This is a genomic window from Streptomyces sp. NPDC018019 (assembly GCF_044327805.1).
Classification (GTDB): Bacteria; Actinomycetota; Actinomycetes; order Streptomycetales; family Streptomycetaceae; genus Streptomyces.
In genome coordinates, this window is record NZ_JBIRGD010000016.1 from 112,743 (window position 1) to 125,849 (window position 13,107).

The 13,107-nt window shown below is 69.6% G+C and carries 11 protein-coding genes and 1 riboswitch; of the genes, 1 reads left to right on the plus strand and 10 read right to left on the minus strand.

The annotated features are described in order from the left end of the window. Nucleotides 1-156 precede the first annotated feature (156 nt). From ACH4FX_RS25555 to rpsB, 9 genes are all read right to left on the minus strand, one after another. The gene (locus ACH4FX_RS25555) at nt 157-1,218 is read right to left on the minus strand and encodes an ABC transporter ATP-binding protein (protein WP_398482646.1); all 1,062 of its coding nucleotides are present in this window, start codon (nt 1,216-1,218) and stop codon (nt 157-159) included. Nucleotides 1,219-1,220: 2 nt separating this feature from the next. Continuing rightward, the gene (locus ACH4FX_RS25560; RefSeq protein WP_398482795.1) at nt 1,221-2,834 is read right to left on the minus strand and encodes an ABC transporter permease; all 1,614 of its coding nucleotides are present in this window, start codon (nt 2,832-2,834) and stop codon (nt 1,221-1,223) included. Between the two features lie 56 nt (nt 2,835-2,890). After that, a complete protein-coding gene (locus ACH4FX_RS25565) occupies nt 2,891-3,970 on the minus strand; it encodes a thiamine ABC transporter substrate binding subunit (RefSeq protein ID WP_398482648.1) in 1,080 nt (359 codons plus the stop codon). 81 nt (nt 3,971-4,051) lie between these two features. Then, nucleotides 4,052-4,186: riboswitch (TPP riboswitch) on the minus strand. A 33-nt stretch (nt 4,187-4,219) separates the two neighbouring features. After that, nucleotides 4,220-5,326: a 23S rRNA (adenine(2503)-C(2))-methyltransferase RlmN gene (rlmN, locus tag ACH4FX_RS25570; RefSeq protein ID WP_398482650.1), complete on the minus strand. Its 1,107-nt coding sequence runs from the start codon at nt 5,324-5,326 to the stop codon at nt 4,220-4,222. 123 nt (nt 5,327-5,449) lie between these two features. Next, on the minus strand, nt 5,450-6,589 hold the full coding sequence (locus ACH4FX_RS25575) for a phosphatidate cytidylyltransferase (RefSeq protein WP_398482652.1): 1,140 nt from the start codon (nt 6,587-6,589) through the stop codon (nt 5,450-5,452). Then, complete coding sequence (frr, locus tag ACH4FX_RS25580; protein ID WP_398482654.1) at nt 6,589-7,146, minus strand: ribosome recycling factor; 558 nt, start codon at nt 7,144-7,146, stop codon at nt 6,589-6,591. The genes ACH4FX_RS25575 and frr overlap by 1 nt, the downstream gene beginning before the upstream one ends. A gap of 174 nt (nt 7,147-7,320) precedes the next feature. Beyond that, nucleotides 7,321-8,094 carry a UMP kinase gene (gene pyrH / locus ACH4FX_RS25585; RefSeq protein WP_030017377.1) on the minus strand — a complete coding sequence of 258 codons (774 nt, stop codon included), beginning with the start codon at nt 8,092-8,094 and terminating at the stop codon, nt 7,321-7,323. 176 nt (nt 8,095-8,270) lie between these two features. After that, the gene (gene tsf, locus ACH4FX_RS25590) at nt 8,271-9,107 is read right to left on the minus strand and encodes a translation elongation factor Ts (protein WP_398482656.1); all 837 of its coding nucleotides are present in this window, start codon (nt 9,105-9,107) and stop codon (nt 8,271-8,273) included. A gap of 109 nt (nt 9,108-9,216) precedes the next feature. After that, complete coding sequence (gene rpsB / locus ACH4FX_RS25595; RefSeq protein WP_398482658.1) at nt 9,217-10,116, minus strand: 30S ribosomal protein S2; 900 nt, start codon at nt 10,114-10,116, stop codon at nt 9,217-9,219. Between the two features lie 743 nt (nt 10,117-10,859). Here rpsB and ACH4FX_RS25600 point away from each other — a divergent pair. Further along, nucleotides 10,860-11,786 (plus strand): murein hydrolase activator EnvC family protein, encoded by a 927-nt coding sequence (locus ACH4FX_RS25600; RefSeq protein WP_398482797.1) that lies wholly within the window; start codon nt 10,860-10,862, stop codon nt 11,784-11,786. Nucleotides 11,787-11,791: 5 nt separating this feature from the next. Here ACH4FX_RS25600 and ACH4FX_RS25605 read toward each other — a convergent pair whose 3' ends face one another. Then, entirely contained in the window at nt 11,792-12,331 is a 540-nt protein-coding gene (locus tag ACH4FX_RS25605) for a TetR/AcrR family transcriptional regulator (RefSeq protein WP_398482799.1), read from the minus strand. Between the last annotated feature and the right edge of the window lie 776 nt (nt 12,332-13,107).

Here is a 13,107-nt window from a genome sequence, read left to right on the forward strand (position 1 = left end):
TGGTGTGGGCGCACGCGGGCAGCCGCACTACGCGGACGTACGAGACGCGCGACGGTTCGGCAGCCACGGCGATAGAGGTTGCCGCACTCGGGGTGTCGGCAATCTGCGGACCGGCCCCCGCGCTCCGGAAGGCGTTCCCCCTCCGGAGACCACCCGTCAGCGCTCCAGGACCACAACATCCTCGGCAGAGAAGGTGATGCCCACCGGCTCTCCGTCCTCCGGCGCGTCACGCAGCGCGCACGCTGCTTCCAGCTGCGGGCCGTCGGTCGGCTGGAGAAGAAGCGTGACGTGGCTGCCACGGAAAGTGCGCGCCGCGACCGTGCAGGGCAGCCCCTCCCTGGCGGTCGTGATCCGCACACCGGCCGGGCGTACGAGCAGGCGGCACGCCCCCTCCGGCGTTCCGTCCGGCACCGGTACCTTGCCCCATGGTGTGTCGGCCGACTCGCCCCGTACGGTTGCCGCCACCACGTTGTCGAAGCCGAGGAAGCGGGCGACGAACTCGGTGGCGGGGCGCTGCCAGACTTCCAGCGGCGTGCCGCTCTGCGCGATCCGCCCTTCCTGCATGACCACCACCCGGTCGGCCAGCGCGAACGCCTCGCCCTGGTCGTGCGTCACGGCCAGCACGGTCGTACCCAACTCGCCGAAGACACGCCTCAGTTCCACGACGAGGCGCTCACGCAGGCCGCGGTCGAGCTGGCCGAGCGGCTCGTCCAGCATCAGCAGCCGGGGGCGGGGCGCGAGGGCGCGGGCCAGCGCGACCCGCTGCTGTTCGCCGCCGGACAGGGCCGCCACGGCGCGCCGCTCGGCACCCGGCAGACCGACGAGGTCCAGCAGCTCGGTCACCATGCGTTCCTGCTCGGTGCGGGACACCCCGCGCATGCGCAAGCCGAAGGCCACGTTGCCGCCGACGTCCCGCTGTGGGAAGAGCTGGTGGTCCTGGAACATCAGCCCGACGCCACGCCGATGTGTGGGAACGTCCGCCTGGTCGCGCCCTTCCAGGAACACGCGCCCCGCGTCGGCGGGCTGCAGTCCCGCCACGACCCGCAGCAGGGTGGATTTCCCGCTTCCGCTGGGCCCCAGCACACAGACGATTTCCTGCGCGGCGACGCTCAGGTCCACCGCGTCCAGCGCCGGCGGCCGACCGCCGCGGAAGCGGACGGTGACGTCCTCCAGCCGCAGCAGAGCGTCATCCGCCGCCGTGCCAACGTGTTCCGCCATCTTCAAAACTCTCCGGCCTGATCGGTACGGATGCGCTCCAGTGTCAGCAACGCGCCCGCGCACACCACCATCAAGATGGTCGACAGGGCCATCGCCTGCCCGTAGTTGAGTTCCCCGGCGCGTCCCAGCAGGCGCGCCACGGCCACCGGGAGGGTCGGGTGGTCCGGCCGGGCGATGAAGACCGTCGCGCCGAACTCGCCCAGCGACACGGCGAAGGCGAATCCCGCGGCGATCAGCAGCGCCCGCCGTACCAGCGGCAGGTCGACCTCGCGCCACACCCGCCACGGCGAGGCCCCCAGCACCGCCGCCGCCTCCCGCAGCCGCTCGTCCACCGCACGCAGCACGGGGAGCATGGTCCGTACGACGAAGGGCACCCCGACCAGCGCCTGTGCCAGCGGGACCAGCCACCACGAGGACCGCAGGTCGAGCGGCGGCTCATCAAGAGTGATCAGAAAACCGAAGCCCACGGTCACGGCCGAAACTCCGAGAGGCAGCATCAGCAGCGCGTCGAAACCGCGTACCAGCCTGCCGCCCCGCCTCGTCAGCGCGGCAGCTGCCAGCCCGCCCACCACCAGGGCGATCAGCGTGGCGGCGGCCCCGTAGGCGAGCGAGTTCCACAGGGCGTTCAGCGGAGCGACGGCGAAGGTGCTGTCCATGGACGCGGCGGACTGCAGTGCGCGGTAGAACGTGAGTCCGTAACCGTCCGGCCCGGCGAAGGACCGCTCGATCAGCACGGCCAGGGGCACCACCAACAGCAGCGTGATCACGACGAGCGTCCCCCACAGCAGCGCCCACTGCCCGGCGCCTCTGGGGCGCCGCGCCGTCTGCGCCGGGTCCACCAGCGTGAGGGTGGACTCCCGCCGCCGTACGGTCCACGCGTGCAAGGCCAGCAGGGCCAGTACGGCGGCGAATTGCAGGAGGGTGAGGACGGCGGCCGTAGGGAGGTCCAGGAAGTCGGCGGTCTGTCGGTAGATCTCCACTTCGAGTGTGGAGAACTTCGGCCCGCCCAGGATCTGCACCACCCCGAAGGAGGTGAAGGTGAAGAGGAAGACCATCAGTGCGGCGGCCGCGACGGCCGGCGCCAGGGCGGGCAGGGTCACCCGCCGCCAGGCGTGCCAGCGGGAGGCCCCCAGCACCCGGGCCGCTTCCTCCTGCCGCGGGTCGAGCTGGCTCCAGAGGCCGGCGACGGTCCGTACGACCACGGCGTAATTGAAGAACACGTGTGCCAGCAGGATCGCCCACACCGACGTGTCCAGCCGTACGCCCCACAGGTCGTCCAGCACCCCGCCGCGCCCGACCAGCGCCAGGAAAGCGGAGCCCACGACCACCGTCGGCAGGACGAACGGCACCGCGACGACGGACCGCATTAGCTGCTTTCCGGGGAAATCGAAGCGTGCGAAGACATACGCGCCGGGGAGCGCGATCAGCAGCGTGAGCCCAGTAGAGGCCGCCGCCTGCCAGACGGTGAACCACAGGACGTGCAGGACGTCCGGGTCGGCGAGCACCTCCCCGGCCCGGCTCAGCTGCCACTGTCCGCCGTCCTTCAGCCCGCGCCCGACGATCGCGGCGACCGGATAGGCGAAGAACAGCGCAAAGAAGGCGAGCGGCAGGGCCATCAGGGCGAGCCGCGCGGCCGTTCCCCGTGAGCTGCGTGCCCGCCGCTCGCGGCCGGTTACTTCAGGACGAGCGAGGACCACTGCTTGATCCACTGTTCGCGGTTCTTGGTGATCGTCTCCGGCGCCACCGTCTTCGGCTTGTCGATCTTCTCGCCGTACTTGGTGAACAGCTCCGGCACCTTGGCGTCCGTGCGCGCCGGGTTGACGAACATCTGGAGCGGTACGTCCTCCTGGAACTGCTTGCTCAGCAGGAAGTCCAGCAGCGCCTTGCCGCCCTTCTCGTTCTTCGCACCCTTGAGCAGCCCCGCGAACTCGATCTGCCGGAAGCAGGTGCCGGTCGCGACACCGGTCGGTGCCTCCTTGGGCTCGGGCTTCTTGCCGAGCACCTCGACGGGCGGGCTGGAGGCATAGGAGACGACCAGGGGTTTGTCACCCTTGCCCTTGCCCGCCGCCGAGCCCGAGAAGCGCTCGTTGTACGCCTGCTCCCAACCGTCCACGACCTCCACGCCGTTGGCCTTGAGCTTCTTCCAGTACTCCTGCCAGCCGGACTCGCCGTACTCGGCGATGGTGCCGAGCTGGAAGGCGAGCCCGGGCGACGACGTGGCGGAGTTCTCGGTGACCAGCAGTCCCTTGTACTCGGGCTTGAGCAGATCGTCGAAGGTCCGGGGCGGGGCGATCTTGTGCTCGGCGAAGTAGGCGCGGTCGTAGTTGACGCAGGTGTCGCCGTAGTCCACTGGCGTCACCCGGTGCTCCGCCTTGTCGAGCTGCAGTTCCTCGGGGACGTTCGCCAGCCCCTTGGCCTGGTACGGGCTGAAGATCCCTTCCTTCAGGCCCCGCGACAGCAGCGTGTTGTCGATGCCGAAGAAGACGTCACCCTGCGGGTTGCCCTTCGACAGGATCGCCTGGTTGACGGCCTTGCCCGCGTCCCCGCCCTTGAGCACGTCGACCTTGTAGCCGGTCTGCTTGGTGAACTCCTCCAGTACGGACTTGGAGGCGTTGAAGGAGTCGTGGCTGACGAGCGTGACCGTTTTGGAGTCCGTACCGCCGCCGCTGCCGCCCGATCCGCAGGCGGCGAGCGCCGTCAGGCCGGCCACGACGGCCAGCGCGGTGACGGCGGTCCTTCTGGTGGTGCTCACTGGTTTTCCTCCTGGCTGGCCAGGAAGAGACGCGGCCCCACCCGGTGCTTCGGCGGACGAAGACCGGATGGGGCGCAACAGCATGAGTGACGACCGAACTTCCTACCCGGAATGACCCGGGCGAGGTTCAAGGGTCTGCGGCACTTCTGTGTCCGTGACGCTCGGTCCGTGACACTGCCGCACTCTCAGCGCTGTGGCGCTCCCCTGTCGGAATGTGCATTTGTTCGATCACACAGTACCAGCGGGTGGTCAGCGCTCCGCTGCCGCCAGCTGCCCGCAGGCACCGTCGATCTCCTGCCCGCGCGTGTCGCGGACGGTCACCGGCACCCCGTGCGCGGCGATGGCCTCGACGAACGCCTTCTCGTCCGCGGGGCGCGAGGCGGTCCACTTCGAGCCGGGGGTCGGGTTCAGCGGGATCAGGTTCACGTGGACGCGCTTGCCCTTGAGCAGGCGGCCCAGCAGGTCACCACGCCACGCCTGGTCGTTGATGTCCCGGATCAGGGCGTACTCGATCGAGATGCGGCGGCCGGACTTCTCGGCGTACTCCCAGGCCGCGTCCAGCACCTCACGCACCTTCCAGCGCGTGTTCACCGGCACGAGCGTGTCGCGCAACTCGTCGTCGGGGGCGTGCAGCGAGACCGCGAGCCGGCACTTGAGCCCCTCGTCCGCGAACCGCAGCATCGCCGGGACCAGACCGACCGTGGAGACCGTGATGCCGCGCTGGGAGAGCCCCAGCCCGTCGGGCTCGGGGTCGGTCAGCCGACGGATCGCCCCCACGACCCGCTTGTAGTTCGCCAGCGGCTCGCCCATGCCCATGAAGACGATGTTGGACAGCCGGGCCGGCCCGCCCGGAACCTCACCGTCGCGCAGCGCCCGCATGCCGTCGACGATCTGATGAACGATTTCGGCGGTGGAGAGGTTCCGGTCCAGCCCGGCCTGCCCCGTCGCACAGAACGGGCAGTTCATGCCGCACCCGGCCTGCGACGAGATGCACATCGTGACCCGGTCCGGGTAGCGCATCAGCACGGACTCCACGAGGGTGCCGTCGTGCAGCTTCCACAGCGTCTTGCGCGTGGTGTCGTCGTCACAGGAGATGTGCCGCACCACGCTCATCAGCTCGGGCAGCAGCTCGGACGCCAGCTTCTCGCGCGCCGCGGCCGGGATGTCGGTCCACTCCGCCGGGTCGTGCGCGTACCGCGAGAAGTAGTGCTGCGACAGCTGCTTGGCGCGGAACGGCTTCTCACCGGCCGCGGCCACGGCTTCGCGCCGCTCGGCGGGGGTGAGATCGGCAAGGTGCCGCGGCGGCTTCTTGGCTCCGCGCGGCGCGACGAAAGTGAGTTCTCCGGGCTTAGGCATGGTTCTTCCAGTGTCGCAGACGTACGAAGTGACGATCGCCGACGCGATGGGCGGGCCCGATCGACGTGTGAGGGGCCCGCCACGTCGCGTGGCGGGCCCCTCACACGTACGGGAAACCGCTGGTCAGCCGGAGCCGACGAAGATGACGTACAGCAGCCAGACGATCGGGGCGGTCGGCAGGAGGGAGTCCAGGCGGTCCATGATGCCGCCGTGGCCGGGCAGCAGCGTGCCCATGTCCTTGATGCCGAGGTCCCGCTTGATCATGGACTCGCCGAGGTCGCCGAGGGTCGCGCTGGCGGCGACCGCGATGCCGAGCAGCAGGCCCTGCCACCAGGCGCCGTCCTTGATGATCAGCTGCATGCACAGCGCGCCCGCGACCATGGCGAAGAGCACCGCCCCGAACAGTCCCTCGCGGGTCTTGCCGGGGCTGATGCGCGGCGCGAGCTTGTGCTTGCCGAAGCGCCAGCCCACCGCGTACGCGCCCGTGTCGCTGACGACGGTCAGGAGCAGGAACGTCAGGACGCGCTCCGGTCCGTCGTCGGCGGCCAGCATCATCGCCACGAACGTCGCCAGAAAGGGCACGTAGAACGCCGCGAAGACGCCTGCCGTGACGTCCCGCAGATAGTTCTCGGGGGCCTCGGTCATACGCCAGACCAGGGCGGCGAGCGCGGTGAGCGCCATCGCCACCCAGGCGCCTTCCGCGCCGCGCACATAGCCGGCGACCACCATGGCCGTACCGCCGAGCGCCAGCGGCACCAGCGGCACCTTGATGTCCTTGCGCTCCGACAGCCGCGAGGTCAGCTCCCACAGGCCCACGACCACCGCGATCACTATCACGCCCACGAACAGCGGCTTGTAGACGAAGAGCGAGAACAGGATGACCGCGCCCAGGCCGACGCCGACCCCTATGGCGGCCCGGAGGTTGCGTCCCGCGCTCTTCTTCTGCGGCTTGGGGGGTTGCTGTGAGCTGTCGGGCCCCGGCAAAGAGGTGGGCATGGGCTCCTGCGGATGTTCATCGCGGAACAGGGGGCCGCTCAGCCGAGCGGCCCCCGGGTCGTCCCGGTGGTCCCGGTCGTCGTCCAGAGGGTTCCGGTCGTCGTCCTGGTGTCCGCCTGCGTCGGGCACGATGGGCATGGGGCGAGTCTGCGCCGCCGCGCTCCAGTCGTGCGCGGGACCCGCCGAACCGACGGGTCCCTGGTCGGGTGGTCCCCATTGACCGGCTTGGCCGACGCCAGGCGGGGCCCCCCAGGATGACTCGTTCATCAGACCTCGAGGAGCTCGGATTCCTTGTGCTTCAGGAGCTCGTCCACCTGCGCGACGTACTTCGCGGTGGTGTCGTCGAGTTCCTTCTCCGCCCGGCGCACCTCGTCCTCGCCGGACTGCTTGTCCTTGACGAGCTTGTCGAGGTTCTCCTTGGCCTTGCGCCGGACGCTGCGGATCGAGATCTTCGAGTCCTCGGCCTTGTTCTTGGCGACCTTGATGAACTCCCGGCGGCGCTCCTCGGTGAGCTCCGGGAAGTTCACACGAATGATGTGGCCGTCGTTGCTCGGGTTGACGCCCAGGTCGGAATCCCGGATCGCCTGCTCGATGTTGCGCAGCGCGCTCTTGTCGAACGGGGTCACCACGGCCATCCGCGGTTCGGGCACCGAGAACGACGCCAGCTGGTTGATCGGCGTCATGGCACCGTAGTAGTCCGCCACGATCTTGTTGAACATCGCCGGGTGCGCACGCCCGGTGCGGATCGCGGCGAAGTCCTCCTTGGCGACCACGACGGCCTTCTCCATCTTCTCCTCGGCCTCGAGGAGGATCTCTTCGATCACCACTTGCTCCTGGTCTTTTCGGTAAGAAGCAGAGCCTCGCCCCTGCCGCGCGTCTTCTCCTGCACGGTGTCCGACCGGCAGGCCGTTGTCCATCCCCGTGCCGGGGTCATCCCCCGGCCCGGGGTTGCCGCCCGTACGGTGCGCTGCCCGTACGGCAATACGGCAATGGGGCCGTCAGGCCCGGGTGCCCTGATCGCTGACGAGCGTGCCGATCTTCTCACCCTTCACCGCGCGCGCGATGTTGCCCTCGGCGAGCAGCTCGAAGACGAGGATCGGCAGCTTGTTGTCACGGCAGAGCGTGATGGCGGTGGCGTCGGCGACCTTGAGGTCGCGGGTGATGACCTCGCCGTATTCGAGGGCGTCGAACTTCACCGCGTCCGGGAACTTCTTGGGGTCGGCGTCGTAGACCCCGTCCACCCCGTTCTTGCCCATCAGCATGGCCTCGGCACCGACCTCCAGGGCGCGCTGGGCCGCGGTGGTGTCGGTGGAGAAGTACGGCATCCCCATGCCGGCCCCGAAGATGACCACACGGCCCTTCTCCATGTGCCGCACGGCGCGCAGCGGAATGTACGGCTCCGCGACCTGTCCCATGGTGATGGCGGTCTGGACGCGGCAGTCGATGCCCTCCTTCTCCAGGAAGTCCTGGAGTGCCAGGCAGTTCATGACCGTGCCGAGCATGCCCATGTAGTCGGAACGGGCCCGGTCCATGCCGCGCTGCTGGAGCTCGGCGCCGCGGAAGAAGTTTCCGCCACCGATCACGATGGCGATCTCGTAGCCGTCCCGGACGACGGCCGCGATCTCGCGGGCGATGGCGTGCACGACATCGGGGTCGACGCCCAGTCCGCCGCCGCCGGCGAACGCTTCGCCCGACAGCTTCAGCAGGAAGCGTCCCTTCCCGTCACTGTCGGCTTTGTGGGCTGTGTCCGCGCCGTCGGCACCCTGATTCATCACGCTCTCCTCGTGCACATACGAAGAAGGCCATTGCCGGGGGTCTGGGTCAGATCCCTGTACGGCAATGGCCTCCTCGTCACATCTGCGGTCGGCCGGTATGCGGCCGACTGCGTACGACCCTAGCGGGGCCGCAGGTCATTCGCTGGCCTTGGCGACAAGGCCCACGGCTGGGCTCAGGCGCCGACGCGGATGCGCGCGAAGCGCTTCAGCGAGACACCGGCCTCTTCCAGGACCTTCTCGACGGACTTCTTGTTGTCCTTCGCGAAGGGCTGCGCCAGCAGCGTGTTCTCCTTGAAGAAGCCGTTGACGCGACCCTCGACGATCTTCGGAAGGGCGGCCTCGGGCTTGCCCTCCTCCTTCGCGGTGGCCTCGGCGACGCGGCGCTCGTTCTCGACGATGTCGGCCGGGACGTCCTCGCGGGCGAGGTACTTCGGCGCGAACGCGGCGATGTGCTGCGCGACGTCCTTGGCGACCTCGGCGTTCTCCTTGTCCAGCTCGACCAGGACGCCGACCTGCGGCGGGAGGTCGGGCATGGTGCGGTGCATGTAAGCGGCCACGTAGCCGCCGGAGAACTGCGCGAAGCGGTCCAGGACGATCTTCTCGCCGAGCGTGGCGTTGGCCTCGTCGACGTACGCCTGAACGGTCTTGCCGGCCTCGATCTCGGAGGCGAGCAGCGCCTCGATGTCGGCCGGGGAGGTCTTGGCGACGTGCGCGGCCAGCGCGTCGGCGACGGCCAGGAACTTGTCACCCTTGGCGACGAAGTCCGTCTCGCACTTCAGCTCCAGCAGCACGCCGGAGGTCTTGTCCTCGGAGATGAGGGAGACGACGGCACCGTTCTCGGCCGAACGGCCTTCGCGCTTGGCGACGCCCTTCTGGCCCTTGACGCGGAGGATCTCCACGGCCTTGTCGACGCTGCCCTCGGCCTCGTCCAGGGCCTTCTTGCAGTCCATCATGCCGGCGCCGGTCAGCTCACGGAGCTTCTTGACGTCCGCGGCGGTGTAGTTCGCCATGGTCTGTGAATCTCTTCTCGAAATCTCGACAGTCGAAAGATCTACGGGTGGACGGCGGGGGCGGCGCACTGGGCGCTCTCCCCCGCCGTCGTCAACCGGTGGTGCGGCGTCAGGCCTGCTCGGCGGCCGGCTTCTCGGCCTCGGCGGCGGGGGCCTCGGCGGCAGGAGCCTCGGCGGCCGGCTCCTCGGCGGGCTTGTCCTCGGCCTTGGCGGCGTCCTCGGAGTCGGCCTTCTTGTCGCCCTCGAGCAGGTCGCGCTCCCACTCGGCGAGCGGCTCGCCGGCCTTCTCGCCCGGCTTCTGGTCGCCGGTGGCGGCGCCGGAGCGGGCGATGAGGCCCTCGGCGACGGCGTCGGCGATCACGCGGGTGAGCAGGGTGACGGAGCGGATCGCGTCGTCGTTGCCCGGGATCTTGTAGTCGACCTCGTCCGGGTCGCAGTTCGTGTCCAGGATCGCCACGACCGGGATGTTGAGCTTGCGCGCCTCGCCGACGGCGATGTGCTCCTTCTTGGTGTCCACGATCCAGACGGCGCTGGGCACCTTCTGCATCTCGCGGATACCACCGAGGGTCTTCTCCAGCTTGGCCTTCTCGCGGGAGAGGACCAGGAGCTCCTTCTTGGTGAGGCCGGAGGCGGCCACATCCTCGAAGTCGATCTGCTCGAGCTCCTTCAGGCGCTGCAGGCGCTTGTAGACGGTCGAGAAGTTGGTCAGCATGCCGCCGAGCCAGCGCTGGTTCACGTAGGGCATGCCCACGCGGGTCGCCTGCTCGGCAATGGCCTCCTGGGCCTGCTTCTTGGTGCCGACGAACATCACCGAGCCGCCGTGGGCGACGGTCTCCTTGACGAACTCGTAGGCGCGGTCGATGTACGACAGCGACTGGAGCAGGTCGATGATGTAGATGCCGTTGCGCTCCGTGAAGATGAAGCGCTTCATCTTCGGGTTCCAACGGCGGGTCTGGTGCCCGAAGTGGACGCCGCTCTCCAGCAGCTCCCGCATCGTGACGACGGCCATGGCCGTACTCCTCGTGTTACTCGGTTCCACTGCGGCCGGGCGGCCGCGGTGCCTGACGCCCCGGCGCGCTCTGCCGGGGAAGGGACCTTGCGGGGCCTTCCGAGGACCGAGGGGCGCGGCCACCGTGCTGCCCGAAGAGGGACTGTTGCGCTGGTGGCGGGGCGTGCGAAGTCGACCCGGTGACCCGGATCGCCACAAGAAGTGTACGGGACCGCCGAAGGGACGGGCGACACGCTCCTTTCGGCCATGCGGGGCGGGGGGGGGCGGGGCCCGTCTAACCTCGTCCGTCGCCTCGCCCCAGCCACGCCACTCCCCCAGCCACGCCCACCCCACCCCGCAGCGGCCCGGGGTGGGGCCGGGATGGCCGGGATGGCGGGACGACTGGGGTGGCCGGAGTGGTGGAAGGGCGGTGCGGGACCAGTACGCGGTATCGCCAGGGTGACGGCGTTGTACACAACCCGTCGGTAATCCACTGATGCAGCTCAAGATCCCCAAGCTGCGACGAGACACGTCATCGTCGCGACATGCACCTACGAACCGTTCCTGAAGCCGTACGTACCGTAATCATCCGGCCCCGCGTCATCACTCGGTACCTGCTGCTCGCCGTGTGCCGCGTGCGCAGCCCGCGCCGCCACCAGACATCGAGTCCCCATACGGCACTATCCGGACCCGCCCGCCCCGCCTACAGAAGGAAGGCAGGGCCCCCCTTGCGGTCCTCTCCCGCGACCGTCCGCCTCCTGACCATGTGGGCGGCAGGCACCGCATTGGCCGTGCTGTCCGCCGGAGCAGCCGCAGCGGGTGGCACGCTCACCGGGGACGGGGCGCCGAATCCCGTGGAGCCGACGGCATCCCCGAATCACCGGTCGGCATCGTCGTCGAGCACCCCCGCCGCCCCCAAGCCAGGCCCCCTCTCAGCCGCGGACACGGACTCCTCGGAACCATCGGAACCAGTCGGCGGACGGGCGTGGCCGGTCGTCGGAGCGGCCGGCGCGCGGCCCACTGTCGCGCGCGGCTGGGAGCCTCCGCCCGCCCCTTGGGCGCCCGGCCATCGGGGTGTGGACCTCTTGGCATCCGCGAAGGCGACGGTACGTGCGGCCGCCCCGGGCCGCGTCCTCTTCGCCGGCAAGGTGGCGGGCCGGGGCGTCCTGTCCATCGAGGTATCGGCGTCCGGCACTCCGCCGCTCCGCACCACGTACGAACCGGTGGAGCCGACCGTCCAGAAGGGCGACCACGTCACCGCAGGCCAGCCAGTAGCGACCCTCGGCCCAGGCCCCTTCCACTGCTCCGGCCCGTGCCTGCACTGGGGCCTGCTCCGCGACAAGACCTACCTGGACCCGCTCTCCCTGCTCCCCCCATCGATGCTGCACCCCGCACCTTCGCGGCTCCTCCCGGTCACCGGCGTACCGGAGCCGAGCGACGCATCGGGGCCCCGGGATGCCTCACCGCCGGGACACTCGCGGGCTACGGGATTCGGGCGAAGCCGGGTACAGACGCGAGCCCCGCCCTACCCAGCGTCACCGGGCAACGGGAACGGCTTCATACCCCGAAGTCGACAGCCAACCGCTCCGGCCGCCGTTCATCTCAGAGAAGCGAGGGGCATGGAGGCAGGGCGCAGAAGGCGAGGAGGACCTGGCAGGAAAGCGGCCCAGCCATGGCGGGACGACGGATGAACCGATCAGCCCTTTACGCCACCCAGGACCATGGCGACCGCGGCCTCCGTGATCTGTGTCGGGTCTTCCGCGGCCCCGAGCTCGATACGGCGAACTGCGGCGTCGACGATGCCTTGCAGCAGCATGGCGGCGAGTCGCGGCTGCTCGTGACCGAGACCGGCCAGGGCCTCCACGATCATCGCAATGAGACCGCCGTGCGCAGCACGGATCTTCTCCCGCGCGCCGGCGTCCAGCTCACCTGCCGAGATCGCGACGACAGCCCGGTGCCTGCGGTCGCCGACCAGCGCGAGCTGTTGCCGTACGTATGCCTCGATCTTGGCCTCAGGCGTCTCGACCCGCTCCATCGCAGCCTCGACCTCGGCCGCCCACACGGGGAAGTCGACCGCACACAGTTCCTCGACGACGGCCGCGCGGGAACGGAAGTACTCGTAGACGGAGGAGCGCGCGAGACCCGTGCGCTCGGCGAGGGCGGGGAAGGTCAACGCCTCGGTCCCGCCTTCGGACAGCAGGGTGCGGGCGGCGTCCAAAAGGGCGCCACGCTGCATCGTCCGGTGCTCGGCCACTGAGGCCGCTCGAATCCTGGGCACGCCACCACTCTACGGATGGCACGCCTGACACGGCACTCCGCATCACGATGTGTCCATGTCGGGGCGCTGGAAAGGGGCGGCACACTGCTCGGCGAAAAGCGGAGGGAACGGAAGGAAACCACAAGGGAGGCGATACGCGCCGCCCCGGCAGCAGACAGGGCCGGAGGGGCGGGCAGGTGTGGCGGATCAGACGTGCAGGTGCGTGCATGTCTAGAGCGGCGAATGGGCGGGGGCCTACGGGTGCTGGACGTCTGACGCGGTACGGCATCGGCTTGGGACCGAACGCTGACGCCGAGCGCGAGCCTGTGACGGCGGATGCCGAGGGCCGGCCACCCGGTCGGCGAGCGGTGAGCGACGAACCACGGTGAGCGGGCGCCCGCGCGACAGCTGACCGCGGAAGCCGGGCGTGGTGGTCACCAGTGGGTCGAGGTCCCACGTTCGGCGAAGCGAGCCGCTCTCGGGTGGCAGCGCAGGCCGCGGACCCAGTCGGGGGCTGGCCGACTCATTCGTGGGTCAAGCTCCGCGCTCGGAACGTATGCGGCGGAGCTCGAACCCGGGCGATGGAGCTCGAACCCGGGCGGCGGAGGCCAGGCGTCATCTCCAGGCCGAGTAGGAGGTGGCAGAGACCGAGGCGATGGCGACCGAGGCGGTGGAGGCGGAGGTGGAGGCGGTGGGTGGGTGGGGGCGGGGGGGAGGAACCAAAAGGAGCGGCTGAAAGGCCAATCGAACGACCT

What these genes read in the sequence shown, in the direction of transcription:
- ACH4FX_RS25555 (WP_398482646.1), bottom strand. Translation starts at nt 1,218, where the DNA reads ATGGCGGAACACGTTGGCACGGCGGCGGATGACGCTCTGCTGCGGCTG.
- ACH4FX_RS25560 (WP_398482795.1), bottom strand. Translation starts at nt 2,834, where the DNA reads ATGGCCCTGCCGCTCGCCTTCTTTGCGCTGTTCTTCGCCTATCCGGTC.
- rlmN (WP_398482650.1), bottom strand. Translation starts at nt 5,326, where the DNA reads ATGCCTAAGCCCGGAGAACTCACTTTCGTCGCGCCGCGCGGAGCCAAG.
- ACH4FX_RS25575 (WP_398482652.1), bottom strand. Translation starts at nt 6,589, where the DNA reads ATGAACGAGTCATCCTGGGGGGCCCCGCCTGGCGTCGGCCAAGCCGGT.
- pyrH (WP_030017377.1), bottom strand. Translation starts at nt 8,094, where the DNA reads ATGAATCAGGGTGCCGACGGCGCGGACACAGCCCACAAAGCCGACAGT.
- tsf (WP_398482656.1), bottom strand. Translation starts at nt 9,107, where the DNA reads ATGGCGAACTACACCGCCGCGGACGTCAAGAAGCTCCGTGAGCTGACC.
- rpsB (WP_398482658.1), bottom strand. Translation starts at nt 10,116, where the DNA reads ATGGCCGTCGTCACGATGCGGGAGCTGCTGGAGAGCGGCGTCCACTTC.
- ACH4FX_RS25600 (WP_398482797.1), top strand. Translation starts at nt 10,860, where the DNA reads ATGTGGGCGGCAGGCACCGCATTGGCCGTGCTGTCCGCCGGAGCAGCC.
- ACH4FX_RS25605 (WP_398482799.1), bottom strand. Translation starts at nt 12,331, where the DNA reads ATGCAGCGTGGCGCCCTTTTGGACGCCGCCCGCACCCTGCTGTCCGAA.